General features: G+C 46.3%; 25 protein-coding genes. All 25 read right to left on the reverse strand.

Features of this window, described 5'->3' with window-relative positions; all coding sequences use genetic code 11:
• Positions 1–113 precede the first annotated feature (113 nt).
• On the reverse strand, positions 114–830 hold the full coding sequence (locus B7Y67_RS02985; RefSeq protein ID WP_293597286.1) for a Crp/Fnr family transcriptional regulator: 717 nt from the start codon (positions 828–830) through the stop codon (positions 114–116).
• A complete protein-coding gene (locus B7Y67_RS02990; protein ID WP_293597287.1) occupies positions 827–1450 on the reverse strand; it encodes a bifunctional 2-polyprenyl-6-hydroxyphenol methylase/3-demethylubiquinol 3-O-methyltransferase UbiG in 624 nt (207 codons plus the stop codon). Before B7Y67_RS02990 ends, B7Y67_RS02985 begins: the two co-directional genes overlap by 4 nt.
• A gap of 34 nt (positions 1451–1484) precedes the next feature.
• Positions 1485–2693 (reverse strand): O-succinylhomoserine sulfhydrylase, encoded by a 1209-nt coding sequence (locus tag B7Y67_RS02995; protein WP_293597288.1) that lies wholly within the window; start codon positions 2691–2693, stop codon positions 1485–1487.
• 69 nt (positions 2694–2762) lie between these two features.
• Positions 2763–4301 carry an amidophosphoribosyltransferase gene (purF, locus tag B7Y67_RS03000; RefSeq protein WP_293597289.1) on the reverse strand — a complete coding sequence of 513 codons (1539 nt, stop codon included), beginning with the start codon at positions 4299–4301 and terminating at the stop codon, positions 2763–2765.
• A gap of 4 nt (positions 4302–4305) precedes the next feature.
• A complete protein-coding gene (locus tag B7Y67_RS03005) occupies positions 4306–4872 on the reverse strand; it encodes a CvpA family protein (protein WP_293597290.1) in 567 nt (188 codons plus the stop codon).
• The gene (locus B7Y67_RS03010) at positions 4872–5678 is read right to left on the reverse strand and encodes an SPOR domain-containing protein (protein ID WP_293597291.1); all 807 of its coding nucleotides are present in this window, start codon (positions 5676–5678) and stop codon (positions 4872–4874) included. Before B7Y67_RS03010 ends, B7Y67_RS03005 begins: the two co-directional genes overlap by 1 nt.
• Before the next feature lie 3 nt (positions 5679–5681).
• Positions 5682–7007, reverse strand: coding sequence for a bifunctional tetrahydrofolate synthase/dihydrofolate synthase (gene folC / locus B7Y67_RS03015; protein WP_293597292.1), 1326 nt, complete (start codon positions 7005–7007; stop codon positions 5682–5684).
• A 5-nt stretch (positions 7008–7012) separates the two neighbouring features.
• Positions 7013–7900 (reverse strand): acetyl-CoA carboxylase, carboxyltransferase subunit beta, encoded by an 888-nt coding sequence (gene accD, locus B7Y67_RS03020; protein ID WP_293597293.1) that lies wholly within the window; start codon positions 7898–7900, stop codon positions 7013–7015.
• A 22-nt stretch (positions 7901–7922) separates the two neighbouring features.
• Positions 7923–8720: a tryptophan synthase subunit alpha gene (trpA, locus tag B7Y67_RS03025; protein ID WP_293597294.1), complete on the reverse strand. Its 798-nt coding sequence runs from the start codon at positions 8718–8720 to the stop codon at positions 7923–7925.
• A gap of 49 nt (positions 8721–8769) precedes the next feature.
• Positions 8770–9963: a tryptophan synthase subunit beta gene (gene trpB, locus B7Y67_RS03030; protein WP_293597295.1), complete on the reverse strand. Its 1194-nt coding sequence runs from the start codon at positions 9961–9963 to the stop codon at positions 8770–8772.
• Positions 9964–9995: 32 nt separating this feature from the next.
• The gene (locus B7Y67_RS03035) at positions 9996–10670 is read right to left on the reverse strand and encodes a phosphoribosylanthranilate isomerase (protein WP_293597296.1); all 675 of its coding nucleotides are present in this window, start codon (positions 10668–10670) and stop codon (positions 9996–9998) included.
• 38 nt (positions 10671–10708) lie between these two features.
• Complete coding sequence (truA, locus tag B7Y67_RS03040) at positions 10709–11536, reverse strand: tRNA pseudouridine(38-40) synthase TruA (RefSeq protein ID WP_293597297.1); 828 nt, start codon at positions 11534–11536, stop codon at positions 10709–10711.
• Between the two features lie 8 nt (positions 11537–11544).
• Positions 11545–12930 (reverse strand): FimV/HubP family polar landmark protein, encoded by a 1386-nt coding sequence (locus B7Y67_RS03045; RefSeq protein ID WP_293597298.1) that lies wholly within the window; start codon positions 12928–12930, stop codon positions 11545–11547.
• Positions 12930–14087: an aspartate-semialdehyde dehydrogenase gene (gene asd / locus B7Y67_RS03050; RefSeq protein WP_293597299.1), complete on the reverse strand. Its 1158-nt coding sequence runs from the start codon at positions 14085–14087 to the stop codon at positions 12930–12932. Before asd ends, B7Y67_RS03045 begins: the two co-directional genes overlap by 1 nt.
• Positions 14088–14127: 40 nt before the next feature.
• On the reverse strand, positions 14128–15201 hold the full coding sequence (leuB, locus tag B7Y67_RS03055) for a 3-isopropylmalate dehydrogenase (RefSeq protein ID WP_293597300.1): 1074 nt from the start codon (positions 15199–15201) through the stop codon (positions 14128–14130).
• A 23-nt stretch (positions 15202–15224) separates the two neighbouring features.
• Positions 15225–15872 carry a 3-isopropylmalate dehydratase small subunit gene (leuD, locus tag B7Y67_RS03060; RefSeq protein WP_293597301.1) on the reverse strand — a complete coding sequence of 216 codons (648 nt, stop codon included), beginning with the start codon at positions 15870–15872 and terminating at the stop codon, positions 15225–15227.
• A gap of 17 nt (positions 15873–15889) precedes the next feature.
• A complete protein-coding gene (locus B7Y67_RS03065; RefSeq protein WP_293597302.1) occupies positions 15890–16075 on the reverse strand; it encodes a hypothetical protein in 186 nt (61 codons plus the stop codon).
• 33 nt (positions 16076–16108) lie between these two features.
• Complete coding sequence (leuC, locus tag B7Y67_RS03070) at positions 16109–17518, reverse strand: 3-isopropylmalate dehydratase large subunit (protein WP_293597303.1); 1410 nt, start codon at positions 17516–17518, stop codon at positions 16109–16111.
• Between the two features lie 18 nt (positions 17519–17536).
• On the reverse strand, positions 17537–18850 hold the full coding sequence (gene gltA, locus B7Y67_RS03075; RefSeq protein WP_293597304.1) for a citrate synthase: 1314 nt from the start codon (positions 18848–18850) through the stop codon (positions 17537–17539).
• 82 nt (positions 18851–18932) lie between these two features.
• Positions 18933–19202 carry a succinate dehydrogenase assembly factor 2 gene (locus B7Y67_RS03080; protein ID WP_293597305.1) on the reverse strand — a complete coding sequence of 90 codons (270 nt, stop codon included), beginning with the start codon at positions 19200–19202 and terminating at the stop codon, positions 18933–18935.
• Positions 19199–19903, reverse strand: a complete 705-nt coding sequence (locus B7Y67_RS03085) for a succinate dehydrogenase iron-sulfur subunit (RefSeq protein ID WP_216269319.1) — start codon at positions 19901–19903, stop codon at positions 19199–19201. The genes B7Y67_RS03080 and B7Y67_RS03085 overlap by 4 nt, the downstream gene beginning before the upstream one ends.
• Before the next feature lie 17 nt (positions 19904–19920).
• Complete coding sequence (gene sdhA, locus B7Y67_RS03090; protein ID WP_293597306.1) at positions 19921–21699, reverse strand: succinate dehydrogenase flavoprotein subunit; 1779 nt, start codon at positions 21697–21699, stop codon at positions 19921–19923.
• A 4-nt stretch (positions 21700–21703) separates the two neighbouring features.
• On the reverse strand, positions 21704–22069 hold the full coding sequence (gene sdhD, locus B7Y67_RS03095) for a succinate dehydrogenase, hydrophobic membrane anchor protein (RefSeq protein ID WP_293597307.1): 366 nt from the start codon (positions 22067–22069) through the stop codon (positions 21704–21706).
• Positions 22070–22093: 24 nt separating this feature from the next.
• The gene (gene sdhC / locus B7Y67_RS03100) at positions 22094–22513 is read right to left on the reverse strand and encodes a succinate dehydrogenase, cytochrome b556 subunit (protein WP_293597308.1); all 420 of its coding nucleotides are present in this window, start codon (positions 22511–22513) and stop codon (positions 22094–22096) included.
• Positions 22514–22656: 143 nt separating this feature from the next.
• On the reverse strand, positions 22657–23394 hold the full coding sequence (locus B7Y67_RS03105; RefSeq protein ID WP_293597309.1) for a GntR family transcriptional regulator: 738 nt from the start codon (positions 23392–23394) through the stop codon (positions 22657–22659).
• Positions 23395–23438: the final 44 nt, after the last annotated feature.

Here is a 23438-nt window from a genome sequence, read left to right on the forward strand (position 1 = left end):
AGCAAGTTGCGGGTAAAGGCTGGTGCTCTGCTTACGCTAAGAAGGCTTAATGCTGCACTTGCGTTAATGTGATTGAAAGGCTGCTTCGGCAGCTTTTTTGTTGCCCAGATAAATTAGGCGCTAGCTTGGGAGAATGCTCTTAATTTCTCAATACTGGGAATTTGAATGCTGAGGCGAGTGACATTAGAAATGATTCCTTGATCAGCCATAGAGGCAAGCGCCCTACTGATAGTCTCAAATTTCACATCCATCATCAAACCCATATCTTCACGCTTAAATAAAGGTGCGACAGCCATACCCCCTGAAACCTTAGCAATTCTGAGGAAGAAGCGAGCGAGACGTACCTCAATACGACCCGTATTAATTTCAGAGAACCATGACTCAGATTGCGCAAGAGCTTCACCCCACTTCTTAACAATCTGACGATGTAATCGTGGCGATTCTTCGCCTAGAGAGGAGATGATTTTTTTCGGAATACGACAGAGATGAATATTAGATAGCGCAGCAGCTGAATGTGAATAGCTATCACCAAGTAAAGCCTCCATCCCAAATAAATCACCTGGTACCACCAGTCGCACAATTCTTCCAGATCCATCCGAATTAATATGAAGCAACTTGATATATCCATCTCTCAAGGTATATAAGTAATCAGCGACATCACCTTGAGTGTAAATTCCAGAGTGCGCCTCAAATCGCAGGTCATCAATTGGCTCATGTATCTTGGAAAAGTCATCTTCATTTAATTCGGCAAAGAGCGCAGAGCTTCTAATGGAGCAAGAATTGCAGTCGCTATTGCCCTGCCAAGCGCTTTTAATATCGATGGTTTTCATATGATCTTTTTAGCAACCATGCCGAGCAAGGCTGACATGCCAGTATGTCTTGCACCCTCAGATAATTTTTTTTCATAGCACTGAAGGTCAAGAATCTCAAACCCCTGACTGAGTTCGCGAATCATTTCTTCAGTGTATAGATGCTCAATCAGCGATGGCCCACCAGTTTTATATTCCAACTGCTTTGGGGTATAACCCTGCAATATATAAAGGCCACCTGGTTTAAGGGTCTGATGCACTTGCTTAAAAATTCTAGCCCGCATTTCAGGATCGGCAAACTGAATAAATATGCCAACAACTGCATCATAAGAATTGGTCTGCCATTTAAAGCCATCGGCATCACAAAGACTGTATTGAATGTTCACTTTATTCTCAGCAGCAAACTGATTTGCTTTAGTAAGGGCAATGTCAGAAACTTCAAAACCAGTAACACTCATGCCCTGCTTAGCAAGCCAAACACCATTACGCCCTTCTCCATCCGCAATACAAAGAACGGAAGATTTGGGCTTTAGATATTGAGATGCTTGATCAACCAGATATTCATTTGGCTCTTTGCCAAAGATAAATTCTTCTTTATTAAAACGTTCATTCCAGAACTGGGTTGCATCTGCAAAGCTCATTAATCCCCCAGTCTTAGACACATTCAATCTGCAATTACTTCTTCAATCCACCAATGAGGTCATTCTTTAGGTCGACCACATTCTCTAGGCCAACAGCAATACGAACTAGGCCATCTGTAATGCCGGCGGCCTTACGAGCTTCAGGACTTACGCGGCAGTGTGTCGTCGTTGCAGGATGGGTAATCGTTGTACGCGTGTCGCCCAAGTTTGCAGTTATAGAGCAAAGCTTAGTTTGATTAATCAGCTTGAATGCAGCTTTCTTGCCACCCTTTAGGGTGAAAGACAGTATGGCACCGCCCGCTTTCTGTTGACGCTTAGCCAGAACATGCTGAGGGTGAGACTTCAGCCCGGGATGGTAAACACGCTCTACCCCTGGCTGCTTTTCTAGCCATTGAGCAATCTCTAAAGCATTTTGGCTCTGCTGCTTCATACGCAACTCAAGAGTCTCCAAGCCTTTTAAGAACACCCAAGCATTGAATGCCGAGAGTGTTGGGCCAGCAGTCCGCACATGGGGAAACACTTTGCCCATAATGAAATCTTTGCTGCCTACAATAGCGCCACCAACTACTCTGCCCTGACCATCCAAATATTTGGTTGCTGAATGGATGACTACATCAGCGCCTAATGCCAATGGCTTTTGTAAGGCTGGCGTACAGAAACAGTTATCAACCGCAAAAAGAGCCTTCGCTTTTTTGGCAATCTTGGAGATTGCTTTAATATCGGCAATCTCAGTTAATGGATTGGAAGGTGTTTCCAAATAAAATAATTTGGTATTTTCTTGAACGGCATTCTGCCAAGCTTTGGTATCTGACAAATCAACATAGGTCGTTGCAATACCAAAGCGGCCCAAAATATTGCTAAACAATTGGATGGTTGCGCCAAAAACAGAACGAGAGCAAACCACATGATCGCCCGCTTGCAGATGGGACATTGCCATGGTTAAAATTGCTGCCATTCCGGAAGAAGTCGCAATGCAAGCCTCACCACCCTCTAGTGCAGCCAATCGATCCTGGAACATGCTGACGGTAGGATTGGTAAAGCGGGAATAGATGAAGCCTTGGTCTGCATGGGCAAAACCGTCGGCGGCCAGTTCAGCGCTATCAAAGCAAAAGCTGGAAGTCAGGAACATTGCCTCTGAATGCTCTTGGTATTCAGCAGTACGGCGAGTACCGGCGCGAACCGCAAGGGTTTCAAGCGCAAGCTTTGAGAAATCAGGTTTTTTGCGGGTAGTTTTGCTCATCATACCGCTATTTTGACACCGAATTGAAGAATTGCCTCAGACAGTAACGCCTGAGGAATTCCATCGTTGTTTTTAGTCTTCGGTAGCCAAATGCAGGTGAAGTTGTGAGCGGGCAAAGTCACTGGAGTCGCGCTGACGGTCAGCTTTAGCCTCCGAGGTATTACGAGCGGCCTCCAAAGCATCCAAATAGGATTCATTGATGTCGCCGGTAATGTAGTGGCCATCAAAGCAAGATGCCTCAAAATGCTGGATATTAGGATTGATGTCCTTCACTGCCTGCTTCATATCTTCAACGCTTTGATAGATCAACTGGTCTGCGCCAATCATCTTATTGATCTCTTCATCTGTCCGACCATAGGCAACTAGCTCACTACGCGTTGGCATATCGATACCGTAGACATTCGGAAAGCGTACAGGAGGCGCAGCAGATGCAAAGATCACCTTCTTGGCACCAGACTCTCGTGCCATTTGCACAATCTCAAAAGAGGTTGTGCCACGAACAATCGAATCATCCACAATCAATACCGTTTTATCTTTGAACTCAATACGCATCGCATTGAGCTTTTGGCGTACTGACTTCTTGCGAACCGCCTGACCGGGCATGATGAAGGTGCGGCCAATATAGCGATTCTTAAAGAAACCTTCGCGATAATCTACGCCAAGGCGTTTAGCCACCTGCATTGCTGCTGGACGGCTTGAGTCAGGAATCGGCATCACAACATCAATCTCGCCTGGAATAGTTTCTTTGCGGATCTTCTCTGCGAGATAGTCACCCATACGCATACGTACGTTGTAAACAGTAACGCCATCAATCGTGGAATCTGGGCGAGCCATGTAAACGTATTCAAAAATACAAGGAGTCAGAACAGCATCAGCCACACATTGACGTGAAGAGAAATTACCATCCAAATCAATATAGATCGCTTCACCAGGATTGACGTCGCGTACAAAAGTAAAACCAAGGCCATCAAGTGCAACAGACTCGGAGGCAATCATCCACTCAGGACCCTTAGGCGTATCAATTCGGCCAATACATAAAGGACGAATACCAAATGGATCGCGGAATGCTAACAATCCATAGCCAGCGATCAAAGAAACAACGGCATAAGAACCTTTGACGCGCTTTGCTACCTGAGTAACCGCATTGAACATCGCGCTTTCATCCAGGGCAGCGCTATTCGTTTCTTTTTGAAGTTCGTCTGCTAGAACGTTTAGCAATACTTCTGTATCTGAACTGGTATTAATGTGGCGACGATCACGATAAGCCATTTCAACACGCAGGCTAGCCGCATTGGTGAGGTTACCGTTATGGGCCAAGATAATTCCATAAGGAGCGCTAACGTAAAACGGTTGCGCCTCTTCTTCACTGCTAGCAGAACCAGCGGTGGGATAGCGAACCTGACCAATACCAGCGCTACCAATCAGACTACGCATATTGCGCGTTCTAAATACATCTCGCACTAGTCCATTAGCTTTATGCATCGTGAATGAGTTGCCATTCATCGTAGCCATGCCGGCAGCATCTTGACCGCGATGTTGCAAAAGCAACAGTGCGTCATAAATGAGTTGATTAACTGGGGAGTGGGAAACTGTTCCAACGACGCCGCACATAAGCCTAGATCCCTATTGTTAATGAAGGTGTAACGGTGGGTGTAATTTTAGGCATTGCATCACCCAATTGTTTTGCCCAATCAGCTGGTAACCAGCCTTTAATTAAACTAGTCGCCATATCAATGGCTGGTCGCGTGATTGCTTTTTGCCAAGCCACGCTCTGCGGTATTGGAGTTAGGGCAGCTAATGTAGCCATCACAACAATGACAACGCCACCGCGGGCTAAGCCGAACACCAGACCAAGAAAGCGATCAGTCATACTCAAGCCGGCAGACAAAATAATTTTTTGAATCACATTGCCGATAAGACCACAAACAATCAAAGTCAGAATAAATAAAATGAGGAAGCTCACACCCAAACTCAAAAGCTCATCCATATGAAAAGTGGACAACCATTCAACAGAAAGATAACTGGTGTAGTGATAAGCGACCCAGGCAGCAATAAACCAAGATGCAAGCGCCAACACTTCTTTAAATAAGCCCCTAGAAATGCCCACTAATGCAGAGATTAATAGCACTACCAAGGTGAAGTAATCCACCGTAGTTAATTTCAGGGTGGATAAATATTCCATTAAGGCGCTCCAACCTCAACCAGTCTTGGGGATAGGCCCATGACTTTGACTTTTTTCTCAGCCGCTTCGGCTGCATCCTTGTCAGTAAAAGGTCCCGCCCTCAATACGTAAAGCTTGGTGCCATCTGCAGCAGTTTTATTGAGTACGTAATTAGGGATTTTTTGATCCTTCATCTTGGTAATCCAGCCTTTAGCGCGTTCTTCAGAAGCAAAAGCGCCAATCTGAATGACGTACTTGCCAGAACCTACTTTTTTCGGAAGCTCTTCAGTTTTTGCTTTAACAGTTGTATTTGATGCAGCAACCACCTCTTCACCAGCAGCCAATCCAATAGAGCTCACGTTAGATGCTGTAGGTGCTGTTTTGGGGCTGGCTTTGGCTTCAGATTTCGCTTCAGGAGTTGGCGCAACTACAACTTCTTTTGTTTGCGCGACTTCCTTATCTTTTGCAAGCGTTTCGACTACTGTTTCAGGCTTGGCTTTTTCGTCATTTACAGGCATTGCAGCATTAGGCGCTGGCAGGCTAGTAACAATATTCACCGCAATATCATTATTAACAGACTTGGGCTTGTTATCTAAGATGCGGGGCAAACCAACAACCGCAATCAATACCAAAACAGCCGCGCCAATCAACCGATGGCGAGCACGCTGTTGCTCTGGATCTTCGGTAAGGGCGAGCTCTTCATTTTCTTGAGCACGCTGAAAGCTGCGGGGGGCTAATTTATTGATGGTACGACGACCCCTTGCTGAACCTCGATCAAGGTCTTCAGTCTCAGGGTTTCGCTTAAAAAGCTTCGGTAAACGAATCATGGATCAATACGCCTGGTTATTTCGATATGCCATTACGCCGGCAACGGTATAGAAGGATCCGAAGATAACAATTCTATCACCCTCACGCGCCTTAGAAAGTGCTTTTTGATAGGCTGCAGCAGGATCCGGGAAGCACTCAATACCGCCATCATCGCCATTTTTAAGTGCTACACCTAGCTCCACCAGCTTCTCAGACAGTGATGAAGCGCTAGAAGCGCGTGGCGTCGGTAAATCCGTGCAAAACCAGAAGTCCACACTACTTAGTAAAGGCTTGATGACGCCGGCAATATCCTTATCCGCCATCGCACCAAAAATGGCGTAGGTATAGGGGTGATAGCCCATCTTATCTAGACCTTGCCCTAAGGTAGCTGCGGCATGCGGATTATGAGCAACGTCTAAAACTATAGTTGGCTGGCCTGGAAGTACTTGAAAACGACCCGGAAGCTCCACCAAGGCAAATCCATTTCTGATGTCTTGAGCGCTAACCGGCAAACGAAGATGCAAGGCCATCAAGGCAGCGATCACTGCAGAGGCATTGAGAATTTGATTGGCGCCACGTAAAGCGGGATAGCCAAGACCGCTAAAGCGTTTTTGACGCCCTGCCCAACCCCATTGCTGCTTATCCCCTTGAAAGTTGTAATCACGACCCTGCAACCATAAATCACATCCAAGTTTTTCCGCGTAACCGATTAGAGATTGAGGGGGTACAGGATCGCCACAGACCGCAATGGCACCCGCTCGGAAAATACCAGCCTTTTCAAGACCGATTGCCTCGCGCGTACCGCCTAAAAAATCAGCGTGATCAATATCAATACTCGTCACGATTGCGCAATCTGCATCAACAATATTTACGGCATCCAATCGACCACCCATCCCCACCTCAAGAACCACAGCATCTAAATTCGCTTTCGAAAATAAATGCATGATTGCCAAGGTGGTAAATTCAAAATAGGTCAAGGTAGGCGCATCAATCAAACTGACGCGCGCTTTTTCGACAGCAGCAAAATGCTCTAGCAGGAGATCATCTTTTACCTCTTCACCGTTGACGCGAGCACGTTCATTGAAGACCAGCAAATGAGGAGACATGTGGCAGCCAACCTTATAGCCAGATGCCAACAAAATACTCTCAAGATAGGCGCAAGTAGAACCCTTGCCATTGGTGCCAGCAACTGTAATAACCGGACACTCAAAATGAAGGCCTAGCGCTTCTTTAACGCGATTGATGCGATCAAGACCCATGTCGATGCCGACAGGATGAGCTGTTTCGAGGTGACTAAGCCAGGCCGCTAGGCTAGAAAACAGAATGGGGGGCTGATGTGCAGAGCTCAAGCGCTTTATACAGCTGCGCTACCCGCAATTGCAGGCTCAGGAAGCTGCTGGAGCAATGCCAAGAGACGAGCGATTTCACCGCGCATTTGGCGACGATCCACAATCATGTCAATGCCACCCTTTTGCATTAAGAACTCAGAACGCTGAAAGCCTTCTGGTAATTTTTCACGAACAGTTTGCTCAATAACACGCGGGCCTGCAAAACCAATTAACGCCTTAGGCTCTGCCATCACTACATCACCCATGAAGGCAAAACTTGCAGAAATACCACCCATTGTTGGGTCTGTTAAGACGCTGATGTAAGGTAAACCTTTTTTAGAAAGCAAGGTTAACATCGAGTTGGTCTTAGCCATCTGAAATAAAGAGAGCAAGCTTTCTTGCATACGCGCACCGCCAGTAGCAGTCACACAGATAAAAGCACATTTCTTGGCAATCGCTTCTTGCACGCCGCGAGCAAAACGCTCGCCAACGACAGAACCCATTGAACCACCCATATATTGAAACTCAAAGCAAGCAGCCACAACTGGAATGCTTTCAATCTTTCCACCAAGCACAATCAACGCCTCTGATTCACCTGAGGCGTCACTTGCCTCTTTGAGCCGGTCAGGATATTTTTTGGAGTCTTTAAACTTCAGTGGGTCAATTGGATAGATGTCTGCGCCAATTTCATACCGCCCTTTTGGATCTAAAAGGCTATCAAGACGCTGACGGGCGCTAATGCGCATGTGGTGACTGCATTTTGGGCAAACCGATAAATTAGCCTCAATATCAGTGCTGTACAGCACCGTCTCACAGCTGGGACACTTAACCCAAAGCCCTTCAGGTACAGATTTGCGGTTTGCAGGATCCGTATGTTGGATTTGTGGGGGTAGTAATTTATCGATCCAGCTCATCAGTTTTTAACTATCCAGTGCATTAACTATCTAAAGCGACGCGAATTTCACGTATGAAGGTTTCAAGCGATTGTACCGCCTGGCCGGGGGCGGAATCCTCCAAAAGTCGAATAATTCGGCTGCCAATTACTACTGCATCTGCTGTTTTTGATACTGCACGGGCACTTTCAGCATCATTAATCCCAAAACCGACTGCAATGGGAATAGAGGTGGCCTCACGAATCTTAGGAATAATGCTGGCCACATCTTGGGTATTGAGGTGGGATGCTCCAGTTACACCCCGCATGGATACGTAATAGATATAACCAGAAGCTATTTTGGCTGCATCCTTTATGCGTTCTGGTGATGATGTAGGGGCCAGCAGAAAAATAGGGTCAACGCCCGCAATCTTCATACTGGCAGCAAAATCAACACACTCTTCTGGAGGGTAATCCACAATCAGAACACCATCGACACCAGCAGCTTTGGCTTCAGTTGCGAATCGCTCTGCACCCATTTGCTCAACAGGGTTGGCGTAACCCATTAAAACTACCGGAGTGCTGGGGTCAAGCTTACGAAACTCTTTCACCATATCTAAGCAGCCATGCAAAGTGACGCCCTGGGTAAGCGCCCTTTCAGATGATCGCTGAATCACTGGGCCATCTGCCATCGGATCGGAAAAGGGAACGCCGAGCTCAATCACGTTCGCACCACCACGTACCAACGCATGCATCAACTCAACGGTGAGTTTAGGATCGGGGTCGCCTGCAGTAATAAAAGGAATCAGTCCTTTTTTCCCAGAGGCTTTGAGTTCGTTAAAGAGTGCGGTAATTTTTGACATGGGCGATTCGCGATTATTATTTTTATGAATATTCAGAACTGGGTTCGAATTAACCTTCAGAGCCAGTCGCTTGCGCTACGGTGTGCATATCTTTATCACCACGACCAGATAAGTTCACCAAGATCGTTTTGTCTTTAGAAAGTGTCGGTGCTAGCTTGCATGCATATGCAATCGCATGCGAGGACTCTAAAGCGGGAATAATGCCTTCGATACGACAGCAATCATGGAATGCCTTAAGAGCCTCTTCATCCGTCACCGCTACATAATCAGCGCGACCTGAATCTTTTAACCAAGCATGCTCAGGCCCAACGCCTGGATAGTCCATGCCCGCTGAAACAGAATGCGTTTCAGAAATCTGACCATTTTCATCTTGCAATAAATAGGTACGATTACCGTGTAGTACACCCGGCTTACCTACGCAAAGTGCTGCAGAGTGAAGACCGCTATTTAAGCCATGACCTGCAGCCTCAACACCCACTAACTTCACTTGCGGAAAATCGATATAGGGATAAAAGATACCCATCGCGTTAGAACCGCCGCCAACGCAAGCCATGACATAGTCAGGCTGACGGCCTGTCATTTCAGGCATTTGCACCTTGCATTCTTCACCGATCACGCTCTGAAAATCACGCACCATCATCGGATAAGGATGGGGGCCAGCAACAGTGCCGATGATGTAGAAGGTATCCTCAACGTTCGTCACCCAATCACGCATCGCTTCATTGAGTGCATCTTTGAGGGTCTTTGTTCCGGATTCAACAGGCACCACTTTTGCGCCTAGTAATTTCATACGAAATACATTTTGCGCCTGACGCGCTACGTCAACAGAGCCCTGATACACGGTGCAATCTAAACCAAAGCGCGCACAAATAGTTGCAGTTGCTACACCATGTTGCCCTGCTCCAGTCTCTGCAATGATGCGTGGCTTACCCATGCGTTTAGCCAGCATAGCCTGGCCAATCACGTTATTAATTTTGTGAGCGCCAGTGTGATTTAAATCTTCGCGCTTAAGATAGATCTGCGCACCGCCTAGCATCTCACTCCAACGCTTAGCGTGATACACGGGCGATGGACGACCTACAAAATGTTTGAGCTCGTAATGAAACTCTTCTAAGAATTCTGGATCGTATTGGTATTTCGCATAAGCAGCTTTGAGCTCATCCAAGGCGAACATGAGTGTCTCAGAAACAAATACGCCACCGTAAGGACCGAAGTGTCCTCGTGCATCTGGCTTATCGTACATAAATACCTCTTTTGATTAGTTGCAGCAAATAATTAGGTTAATGTGCTTACGTCTGCCGCTCGCACCGCCTCAATAAACTGTTTCATCAAGGCGTGATCTTTTACACCCTTGCTGATTTCAACGCCGCTTGAGACGTCAACCGCACAAGGATGCAGGCGAGCAATGGCTTCGCCCACGTTGTGAACGTTCAATCCACCACTCAAAACGACCTGAGGCGCGTTTGCGCTTATCCATGCTTGAGGAATTCCTGACCAATCAAAAGGAACGCCCCCTCCACCATAGCCCTCAACAAGAGCATCTAGCAAAAAGGCGTTTGCATACCTATATTGTAGGGAAAAATCATCAAACGCGAAGCCGGTGCCAACGCGTGCAGCCTTCATCCATGGCTGACCCGCAGCTAGGCGCTCACACTCTTCTGGAGACTCATCCCCATGAAATTGCCATAAGGTGATGGATGCGGCCGCCCTAATAGCCTCAAATTCAGCGTCAGAGGCATTAACAACCAAGCCAACGGCATCAACCCCGGCTGGAAGCCTGGAAATCAATGCAGCGGCAATATTGGGGGTTACAGACCTTGGGCTTGGCGGGTAGAAGACGAAGCCAACAGCATCGACACCCGCAGCAACAGCAGCATCCACATCTGCAGGAGTCCTGAGACCGCAGATTTTGACCCTAGTACGGCCTAGAGAATTGGTAAGTAAGCCCATAGAGGAAATGATAAGGCCTTAAGCAAATAAAGGCCTGCTTAGGCGTAAACCGCCTTAGGCAACCAAGAATTAGCTAGCCAAGGCTTGGGGATCTGAAACTCATCTGGATAGACAATTTGAGCCAAATAGAGTCCGGCCGGGGAAAACGTAGGCGCCGCAATGCTACGGTCTTTTGCTGCTAGGACTTCTGCCATCCAGCCTGCTTTTTGCTTACCAACACCGATTTGAATAAAACTGCCAACTAGATTGCGCACCATGTGATGCAAGAAAGCATTTCCTTTGATCTTGAAATACAACCAAGGCTCATCTGAGAAAATCTCAATGGAATACATTGTTTTTACTGGAGTCTTGCTTTGGCATTCTGAAGATCGGAACGAGGTGAAATCATGCTCACCAATTAGACATTCGGCAGCCTCTCTCATGGCATCAAGATCAAACCAACGATCTGATGGAAGCATCACATAACCCGCGCGATCTGCAGCCATGGGTGATCGGCATGGCCCAGCATGTAGCGTATAAATGTAAGTGCGCTCATGCGCAGAAAACCGCGCGCTAAATTCCTCGGGGACTGCTTTAGCCCAGTTGACCACAATGGATTCGGGCAGGAAAGTGTTCACCCCCCTAACCCATGACCAACTTTCTCGATCAACCTCAACATCAAAGTGAACAACTTGGCCTAAAGCATGGACGCCTGTATCCGTCCTGCCGGCCGTAATGACGCGGATAGGATTTGATTTAGCTGCATCTATACCGACAAATGAAGAAATCGCTTTTTCTAATTCATCTTGAATGGTATTTTGATTTACTTGAGATTGCCAACCTGAATAGGGATTGCCGTCATACTGAAGACCTAAGGCGATGCGCATAGTAAGGCTCAGTTATTGCGGTGTAACAACTCGGCCAATAAGCCCTGAGCTTCTGCCGTTAAAGCAGGATCTATAGATCCACCAATCTGCACAATCTCTTCAAGAGATTTTTTTGCAGCAGAAAAATCTTCAATGGTGATGTAAGCACGCGCAAGATTTAACTTAACCCGTAGAGAATCAGCCAGAGGGTTTAACTCAGCAACGGGTGGTTGAGTAGATTTTTTAGCTGGGGTTAAATCCAGATCAATCCCAGCAAACAATGCCTTGGCCCGATCGGGCATTACACCATGCGGTGAATGGCTCTCCTTAGGGGTAGCAACTTCTTTAGGAATGCTATCCGCAAAATGAGGTTCTTCAGAACGACGCGCATTTTTTGCCAACAACCAAAGCAACAAACCAGTAAGCCCCATCAACACTAAGGCAAAAATTGCTGGAGCAAAACCACCTAAACTAACTACTCCATCATTTTTTGCAGACTCAGATGACCTTCCTTTAGCTTGGTCAAGCAAACGCTGCAAATCAGCAATATTTTTTTCAAGTTCAGCAACGCGGACACGCGTTTGTTCAAGAGCCTTCTCTTGTGCAACAAGATCTTCTGTATAGCGGCGCTCTTCAGAGCTACCTTCAGCACTTGATCCAATTTTGAGGCGATCCTTCGGGGGTGTATCTGCACTATTTTTTATAGCGCTTGCACTTTGCACTCCACCCTTGGCATCACGCTCGGCCAACCACTGAGCATTCGACTCTGATACAAACTGTTGCGCCTCGGCTGGACTAATCGAGCGCAATAATGCTTGATTAGGTTTATTAAGTTCAGCACCAGCCTCAAGATGATTAATACTGCCACTAGCAAAAGCATCAGGATTCGCTTTAAACAAAGCCATCATCGTTTGATCCAGTGTGACACCCTGCAACTGAGGGGCTAACTGGGCTGCGATTTCCGATAAGGTTTGACCAGGCCTGACCAAAATTTTCTGCACATCGCCTAATAGCAATGTATAGGTTTTAGTGATGCTTCCAGCAGACCAATTTAAAGTGACCAAGACATCCAAAAAAGGATCGTCTGTTATCGGCACTGACTCAACTGTTTCCAACAAGATCATTAATTGTTCTTGCTGATTGCGATAGATCATCGCTTGAGGATTCAGGGTGAGTATCTTTTGAGATATGCCTAAACGATCGTAGGCCGCCTTGTTCACAATACCAACATTCAAACTTGCAAGAGCAGAAGTTTCATCCACTCCAACTCGAATTGGAAACTCTACCTTGAGGGGTTCACCAGGCCTAGAAAGCAGCTTTGGGGAGCCAAGTGAAATGGCTCCTGCAGCACAGGACCAACTTAGCCAAATTAAGCAAAGCGCTCTTGCAAACTGAATCTGGCTAAATCTGAACATTAGTGCTCTAACAAGATGCGGAGCATGCGACGCAATGGCTCAGCAGCACCCCACAGAAGTTGATCGCCTACAGTAAAAGCACCAAGATATTCAGGGCCCATCGCCATCTTATGAAGGCGACCGATAGGCACTGTCAAGGTACCGCTAATTGCTGCTGGCGATAATTCACGCTCAGTGGTCTCACGATCGTTTGGAATCACCTTGACCCATTGATTATCGTTAGCCAAGATTGCTTCAATCTCTTTCAGCGGGATATCTTTTTTAATCTTTACGGTCAAGCCTTGTGAGTGACAACGCATAGCGCCAACACGAACACACAAACCATCTATTGGAATACTTCCAGGAGTTCTAAATGCAGGTCGGCCCAAGATCTTGTTGAACTCAGCGCCACCCTTCCACTCTTCTTTAGTCTGGCCATTCTCAACAGGGACATCAATCCAAGGAATCAAGCTACCAGCTAAGGGTGTATTGCGGAAGTTCTTTTTAGGAAACTCAGACGAACGCAAAGTCTCAGTAATTTTGCGATCAATATCCAGAATCCATGAAGATGGGTCAGCTAATTCAGTAGCAACGCTGTCGCGTAATGCACCCATTTGCAACAATAGCTCACGCATATTTTGAGCACCAGCACCGGATGCGGCCTGATAGGTCATCGCACTGATCCACTCAACCATGTCGGCCTTAACCAAACCACCCATGGCCATCATCATCAAGCTAACTGTACAGTTACTACCAATCCAGTTTTTTCCGCCGGCGGCCAATGCCTTATCAATTACGGAACGGTTTACAGGATCCAAAATTAAGACCGCATCATCTTTCATACGCAAGGCACTAGCCGCATCAATCCAATGACCTTGCCAACCCGCGGCGCGCAGTTGAGGGAAGATCTCATTGGTATAGTGGCCACCTTGGCAAGTCAAAATGATGTCGCAACGAGAAAGCGCTTTGATGTCATTAGCATCAAGCAAAGCATTTTCGCTCTTGGTAACTTTTTGACCATTCAAAAGTGGCACTTCACCGCCAGCTTGGCTGGTACTAAAAAATACTGGCTCAATCAGATCAAAATCTTTTTCAGCGAGCATTCTCTCCATGAGAACGCTACCAACCATACCGCGCCAGCCAACTAAGCCTACCAATGGTGTTTTTGTATTTGACATGATGAATGTTCTGTTGAATGTATTTATTTATTGTGATGCGTTATTTTGAAAGAGCAGCAACTACAGCATCGCCCATATCAACGGTAGACACTTTTTTCGTGCCTTCGGTATAGATATCAGCAGTACGCAATCCTTGAGATAAAACCTTTTGCACTGCCGCCTCTATACGATCCGCTTCTGCTGGCAAACCCAATGAGTAACGCAACATCATGGCAGCAGAAAGAATAGTTGCCAATGGATTGGCAATACCTTTGCCTGCAATATCTGGCGCTGAGCCATGGCTTGGCTCATACAAGCCTTTATTATTTTTATCCAATGACGCTGATGGCAACATGCCAATGGAGCCCGTCAACATGGAAGCTTCATCAGAGAGAATGTCGCCAAACAAGTTCCCAGTAACAACAACGTCAAATGCTTTTGGCGCTTTGACCAATTGCATTGCTGCGTTATCAACATACATATGCGATAGCTCAATATCGGGATACTCTTTACCCACGCGAATCATGACATCACGCCAGAGCTGCGAAGTCTCGAGAACGTTTGCCTTATCAACACTACATACTTTTTTACTGCGCTTGCGTGCAGCCTCAAAGGCGACACGGCCAATGCGCTCTACTTCTGGCTCGCTGTAATGCATCATGTCGTAGCCTTCACGCGCACCCTTAAACAAGGGGAGCTCAGAAGTACGAATACCGCGCGGTTGTCCAAAGTAAATATCGCCATTGAGCTCGCGAATAATTAGGATATCTAAGCCACTAACAATTTCAGGCTTCAGGCTAGAAGCGGAGGTTAGTTCGTCGTAGCAAATAGCGGGCCTGAAATTAGCAAACAATTCCAAATGCTTGCGCAATCCCAGGATGGCTTGCTCAGGACGAAGTTCGCGTGCCAAGCTGTCATATTTCCAGTCACCTACAGCACCAAATAAAATAGCATCTGCTTTTTTAGCAAGCTCTAATGTTGCAGGTGGTAATGGATGACCGGCTACATCATAGGCAGCACCGCCAACTGGGGCAGTCTCAAGGTCAAATTTAGGGGCGAGCGCGTTTAATACCTTAACGGCTTCAGCAACGATTTCCGGGCCGATACCATCGCCCGGTAGGACTGCAATTTTCATGAAAGGCCTTTAACTGAATAAAACTACGGCAGTTGTGTCGCAAGCCAAGGCATCTTGAGGATACGCTCAGCTTCGTAAGCCTTGATTTTATCTGCATGTTGCAGAGTTAAGCCAATATCGTCTAAGCCGTTCAGAAGGCAATGCTTTCTAAATGGTGCTACATCGAAGCTATAAGCAGTGCCATCAGGCGCAATGACCTGCTGGGCTTCCAGATCAATAGTAAGTTGGTAGCCGGCAAAAGCCAGCGTTTCATTGAATAAATGGTCTACTTGTAGCTCCGTAAGAACAATCGGTAAAAGGCCATTTTTAAAGCAATTATTGTAGAAAATATCAGCAAAGCTTGGGGCGATAACAGCTCTAAAACCGTATTGATCCAATGCCCAAGGCGCATGCTCACGGGAGCTACCGCAACCAAAGTTCTTACGGGCAAGCAAAATGCCGGCATCTTTATAACGTGGCTGGTTTAGGACAAAATCTGGATTAATTGGTCGACTGCTGCAATCTTGACCAGGCTCACCATGATCTAAATAGCGCCACTCGTCAAATAAATTCTGACCAAAACCCGTTTTCTTAATCGATTTTAAGAACTGCTTTGGGATGATGGCATCGGTATCGACATTCTCGCGATTAAGCGGCGCAACCAAGCCTTTGTATACCGTAAATTTTTCCATGGGGGTCTCTTACTAAATTACTTCACTGGAGTTACAACAACATCTTTCCCTTGGTTTTGGGATTGATTTGAGGTGTTTGCACTTTTACCACCACCCATGGAGTTACCCATAGTTTGGAGATCTTTTCCAACGCCCTCCATCGTATTTGCACAGGCAGCTAGCAGAACCCCAATCGCAGCAACAATGCATAATTTTTTAATCATTGTGAAAGAAGACCATTTAAACACTGTAATTCCTTAAGAAATCTTACGAACATCAACAAAATGACCTTCAATCGCCGCCGCAGCAGCCATTGCTGGACTTACTAAATGCGTTCTACCACCGTTACCCTGGCGACCTTCAAAATTTCGATTGGAGGTTGAGGCACAGCGCTCACCTGGCTCCAGGCGATCGGCATTCATTGCTAAACACATCGAGCAACCAGGCTCGCGCCATTCGAATCCCGCAGCCTTAAATACCCGATCTAAACCTTCTCGCTCAGCCTGAGCTTTGACTAGTCCAGATCCAGGAACAACCAATGCCAATTTGACATTAGCGGCCACCTTTTTACCAAGACGATCTACAACCTTGGCAGCAGCGCGAATATCTTCAATACGGCTGTTAGTGCAAGATCCAATAAAGACTTTATCAATCGAGATATTGCTTAATGGCGTGTTTGGAACAAGGCCCATGTACTCAAGAGCACGCTCCATTGCAGAACGTTTATTTGCATCATGCTCTTTTTCCGGGTCAGGAACACGATCACTAATTGATAAAACCATTTCAGGCGATGTTCCCCAAGTTACTTGAGGAGCAATTTCTTCTGCGCGCAACTCTACAATTGCATCAAATTTTGCATCTTCATCTGAATGCAAGGAACGCCAGTACTGCAAGGCATGACGCAAAGCCTCACCTTTAGGGGTATAAGGTCTACCTTGAATATATTCAATAGTAGTTTCATCAACCGCAACAAGGCCAGCGCGCGCGCCAGCCTCAATGGCCATATTGCAGAGGGTCATGCGACCTTCCATGGAGAGATTGCGAATGGCTTCACCTGCGAATTCAATGGTGTAACCAGTTCCACCCGCAGTACCAATTTTGCCAATCACAGCAAGCACGATGTCTTTTGCAGTCGAACCTGGTTGAAGACGTCCATCTACCTTGACCAACATATTCATGCTCTTTTTCATGAGCAAGGTTTGAGTAGCTAATACGTGCTCAACTTCTGAGGTACCAATACCAAATGCTAGAGCACCAAAGGCACCATGGGTACTTGTATGGGAATCACCGCAAACAACTGTCATACCAGGCAAGGTTGCGCCCTGCTCTGGTCCAATAACGTGAACAATTCCCTGGCGAGTGTCGTTCATCTTGTATTGAGTGATACCAAAGGCATCACAGTTTTGATCCAACGTATCTACTTGTAATTTAGAGATCGGGTCAGCAATTCCTTCAGAGCGGTCTGTCGTTGGGACATTGTGATCTGAAACGGCCAAATTGGCAGAAATACGCCACATTGGCCGACCAGCTAAATTTAATCCTTCAAAAGCTTGAGGACTTGTCACCTCATGCAATAACTGACGATCTATATAAATCGTAGCCGTGCCATCTTGTTCGGAATAGACGACATGGTCATCCCACAATTTGTCGTAAAGCGTGCGTGACATGTAAACCCTCTAATACTTTTATTTGCGTACAGAAATGTTGGGAACCTTGCGTGAAGTTTCACCAACATACAACTGACGTGGACGACCAATCTTGTACTCAGGATCAGTAATCATTTCTTCCCACTGAGCAATCCAACCCACTGTTCTTGCTAAGGCAAAAATACAGGTGAACATTTCAGTAGGAACACCTAGTGCGCGCTGAACAATTCCAGAGTAGAAATCAACGTTTGGATAGAGCTTACGACTCACGAAGTATTCGTCTTCAAGAGCAATTTTCTCAAGTGTCATGGCTAACTTGAACAATGGATCATTCTCAAGACCCATTTCCTTTAGAACTTCATGGCATGTTTCACGCATTAGCTTAGCGCGCGGATCAAAGTTTTTGTAAACGCGATGACCAAAGCCCATTAAACGAACGCTGGAGTTCTTGTCTTTAACTTGCGCAATAAAGTCACCAATCGTATCTACGCCACCGTTTGCCTGAATTTCATTGAGCATTTGCAAGCAGGCCTCATTAGCGCCACCGTGAGCTGGACCCCATAGGCAAGCAATACCTGCAGAGATGGCAGCAAATGGATTTGTGCCAGACGAGCCGCACAAACGGACTGTTGATGTAGAGGCATTTTGCTCATGGTCAGCATGCAATGTAAAGATGCGATCCAAAGCACGCACCAACACTGGATTGACTTTGTAATCCTCACAAGGTGTAGCAAACATCATGCGCATGAAGTTTGCGGTGTAAGACAAGGAATTATCAGGATAGATAAATGGTTGACCTACAGAGTATTTATAAGCCATTGCAACCAAGGTTGGCATCTTGGCAATTAAACGAATTTGAGCAACTTCACGAGCATGTGGATCGCTGTAATCGATCTCATCATGATAGAAGGCGGCCATTGCACCAACCAAACCAGTCAGGACCGACATTGGATGTGCATCACGACGGAAGCCGCGTAAGAAGAATTGCATTTGCTCATGAACCATCGTGTGGTGCATCACCATTTGTTCAAACTCTTTTTTCTGCTTGGCGTTTGGCAACTCGCCATTCAATAGAAGATAGCAAACCTCTAAGAAGTCGCAGTTATGAGCGAGATCTTCGATTGGGTAGCCACGGTAGAGCAACTCACCCTTATCACCATCGATATAAGTGATTTTGCTATTGCATGAAGCTGTAGAAAGAAAGCCTGAATCGTAGGTGAACTTTCCAGTTTGACCGTAAAGCTTACGAATATCAATTACGTCAGGACCAATCGTGCCTTTATAAATTGGCAAGTCGATATCTGGTGTGCCGTCCGAAAACGATAATTTTGCCTTGATGTCCGATTCAATCATTTCTAACCCTTAGTCATTCAAATTGATGATTAATACACTATTTGATCATGCGCCCATAATACTGTTGCACCAAAAAGCCGAATTACTTCTGTCTTAGCTTTTGTAAAACCGCCTTAAAGGAATCACCCTCAGGCTCCTTTTCTAATGCTGCTACAGAGTCCTTGCGACCGATTAATAAATCCATCAGGTCATTGTCTTCTAAGGCTAACAACCGGCTTAATACTTCTCCATCTTCCGCGGTAAGTTGAGAGCCGTAGCGCTCAAAAAAACGCTGCAGAATTAAATCGTTTTCAAGTAAACCCCTGCGGGCATCACTCTTTAGGCGATATAACTCTGCATTGGTGAGGGTCATACCGCCCTACGTACCATCAATTCCTTGATCTTTCCAATTGCCTTGGTTGGATTCAAATGTTTAGGACAAACGTCCACACAGTTCATGATGGTGTGACAGCGGAATAAGCGATACGGATCTTCTAAGTTATCCAGACGCTGCGCAGTGTCTTCATCACGGCTATCGGCAATAAAGCGATACGCCTGAAGCAAACCTGCTGGACCGACAAACTTATCTGGGTTCCACCAGAAAGATGGGCATGAGGTTGAGCATGATGCGCACAAGATGCACTCGTACAAACCATTCAACTCTTCACGCTCTTCAGGGCTCTGGAGACGCTCTTTTTCTGGAAATGGATTGTCATTTACCAAGTAAGGCTTGATCGACAGATATTGTTTGAAGAACAAAGTCATATCCACAATCAAATCGCGCACGACTGGCAAGCCAGGTAGAGGACGCAATGTAATGACTTTAGGCAAGGTCAACATATTAGTTAAGCAAGCCAAACCATTCTTGCCGTTAATGTTCATGGCATCAGAGCCACAAACACCTTCACGACATGAACGACGATAAGAAATGGATTCATCTTGTTTCTTAAGAGAAATCAAGGCATCCAACAACATACGTTCGCCAGTCAACTCAAGCTCGTAACGCTCCATGCGTGGGGCTGCATCGACATCTGGATCGTAGCGGTAAATTTCAAATATACGAATATCACTCATTTTTAATTTCTCTTCGCTTAGAAAGTACGTTCTTTAGGAGGGAAAGACTCAACAGTCAATGGCTTCAGAACAACCGGCTTGTAATCCAAGCGATTGCCTTCGCTATACCAAAGTGTGTGCTTCATCCAGTTATCATCATCGCGCTCTTGATGATCATCATGTGAGTGTGCACCACGACTTTCAGTGCGCGCTGCCGCTGAAATTATGGTTGCGTTTGCAGCTTCTATCAAGTTGGCAACTTCCAGGGCTTCAATACGCGCGGTATTGAAAATGTCTGACTTGTCTTTTAACCACAAGTGTTTAGCACGCTCTGTCAGCTTCGCCATTTGACGAACACCTTCGTCCATCAACTCTTGATTGCGGAATACGCCTGCGTATTTCTGCATAGTCTTACGAATATCATTCGCAACGTCTTGTGCATACTCACCAGAAGTGGAGTTATCCAGCGCAGCAATACGCGCCATTGTTTGCTCACCAGCATTGGCGGGCAAAGGCTTGAACTCACGATTCTTGAGATCCATTGCAACAATGTGATTACCAGCTGCACGACCAAATACCAATAAGTCGAGCAAGGAGTTTGTACCCAAACGGTTTGCGCCGTGAACGGATACGCAAGAGCACTCGCCAATGGCATAGAGACCATTCACGATTTCATTATGTTTGCCGTTCGCTGGCACAACAACTTGACCATTGATGTTGGTAGGGATACCGCCCATCTGATAGTGAATCGTTGGCACAACTGGAATTGGCTCTTTAGTAACATCGACGTTAGCAAAGTTAATACCGATTTCATAAACAGAAGGTAAACGCTTCATGATGGTCTCAGCACCAATGTGCGTTAAGTCGAGAACAACATAATCACCATTCGGTCCACAGCCACGACCTTCTTTGATCTCTTGATCCATACAACGAGAAACGAAATCACGCGGCGCTAAGTCTTTGTAGGTGGGCGCATAACGCTCCATGAAGCGCTCGCCATCCTTGTTGCGCAAGATGCCGCCTTCACCACGGCAACCTTCTGTCAACAATACGCCCGCACCAGCTACGCCAGTTGGGTGAAATTGCCAGAACTCCATATCCTCCAATGGAATGCCTGCGCGCGCTGCCAAGCCCATACCGTCGCCGGTATTAATAAATGCGTTTGTAGATGCATCCCAAATACGTCCCGCACCACCAGTAGCCATCATGACTACCTTAGTTTCCAGGATGTAAACCTGACCGGTTTCCATTTCAAGTGCTGTAACGCCGACAACATCGCCTGCGTCATCACGAATCAGATCAAGCGCCAACCACTCAACAAAGAAATTGGTTTTTGCACGAACGTTACGCTGATACAAAGTGTGCAGCATTGCGTGGCCAGTACGGTCAGCAGCTGCGCAAGCACGTTGAACGGCCTTTTCACCATAGTTCGCTGTGTGGCCGCCAAATGGGCGCTGATAAATTGTGCCGTCTGGGTTACGGTCAAAAGGCATACCAAAGTGCTCTAACTCATAAACGACTTTAGGAGCTTCGCGACACATAAATTCGATGACGTCCTGGTCGCCCAACCAGTCGGAACCTTTGATGGTGTCATAGAAGTGATAGTGCCAGTTATCTTCACTCATATTGCCTAGTGAGGCACCGATACCACCCTGTGCAGCAACAGTATGCGAACGAGTTGGGAAAACTTTAGTTAATACCGCAACGTTCAGACCGGCTTCTGCTAATTGCAAAGAAGCGCGCATACCTGAACCACCTGCACCAATAATTACCGCGTCGAAACGGCGGCGTGGCAATACTTTTTTAATCGCGGTCATTGAATTACACTTTCCACAAAATTTGTACGGCATAGGCCGCACAGGCTACGAGATACAAAACAGTTAACACTTGCAGTGTTAAACGAATGCTGACAGGCTTGATGTAATCCATCCAAATATCGCGGATACCAATCCAAGCGTGATAGAACAAGCTAATGAAGAATAAAAGCGTTAAGAGCTTCATGAACTGATTGCTAAACAATGCAGCCCAGCCTTCATAAGTTGCGCTACCAGTGATGCAGTAGTCAACTAACAATACGATTGTGAAAACTACCATCACGATGGCAGTTACACGCTGGATGATCCATTCTTTGAGGCCGTAATGCGCACCAACAACTAAGCGCTTCGGTCCGATTTGATAAATAGGCATTCGATTTCCTTAATGTAGAAGTGCTTAGAACAAGCCAAAAAGTTTGAGACCAACAACCGCAGTCAAAGCAAGACCAAGAAAAAATACAACGATCGCCGAGCGGTTAGCTTCTGATTTCTCAACACCAATCTCCAGATCCAACAAGAGATAGCGGATGCCTGCGCAGAAATGGTGCAAGAAAGACCAAATTAATCCAAGAAGAATGATCTTGACGAGAACGTGACCAGTAATTGCCTGAAACTTTTGATAACTCACCTCAGAAGCCAGGCTTTGATCAAAAAGATAGAGCAAGAATGGCAACATCAAAAACAAAGCCGCTCCACTAATACGATGAAGAATAGATACTTTCCCAGCCCACGGAAGGCGGTATTTGATCAACTGGGCAAGACCAATATTTCGATAAATAGGTCTGTCTTTTTTTACGTTCTGCTGTGCATCAACCATGGGCAATCTCAATCTTTCGGTGGAGGTTTATTGTGGTTTTGTTGTATTGCAACATATTCTATTAGAAACCTTGGGGTTGGCGGGGACTTTTTGGCGTTTAAAGGGGTTAAATAGTGGTTTTTACTGATTTTGGAGTGTACTACTTAGTTCAATTTATTGTCGTAGTGCCGATCAGAAGTGTCATACCGAGCGCACCGAATTTCTACTGGTTTATTCCCGTAGGTAAAAGCAACACGTTCAACCGATAACAAGGCAGCCCCCTCCCGAAGCTGAAGGTGTTTTGCGAGCTCTGAATTTGCTAGTACCGCCTTAATTTTCTCCTCTGCTCGGACCATATGCGTGGCATATTCGCACTCATAGAACGCATACATAGGCCCTGACCAGGCATTAAGCGCATCTAGAGTGAGCCCCTCAAAGCGCCTTTCCGGCAACCAAATCTCTTCAAATGCAATAGGCCGTCCAGCAGAGCTCTGGACGCGATCAATCCGAATAATGGGGTCACCTGCCTTTAATTTAAGCATCTGTGCTATGTAAGCATCAGATTTGATATTTTCACAGGCTAGAAACTGGTTTTTGAGGTGCAACTTCTTCCCAGAGTCAGGCTCTAGTCGCAAAAAACGATACTGGAAGTCTTCTTCTTGATGGGTTGCCACAAAGGTGCCCTTACCTTGGCGTCGAACTAGCAGGTTTTGAGCCGCTAACTCATCAATGGCTTTGCGGACAGTACCCTGACTGACTGCATAGCGGGCCGCAAGCTCCATCTCACTGGGAATAGCGTCTCCAGGCAACCATTCGGAGGCTTGCAGGCTCGCCAAAATCATGGCTTTAATTTGCTCATAAAGCGGGCTAAATGAGGCGATTGGTTCAGATATTAGTGACAAATTAACTCCACAACAGCTTCTATTGGATAAAATTCAAGCTTATC

This window comes from Polynucleobacter sp. 35-46-11 (assembly GCF_002281105.1).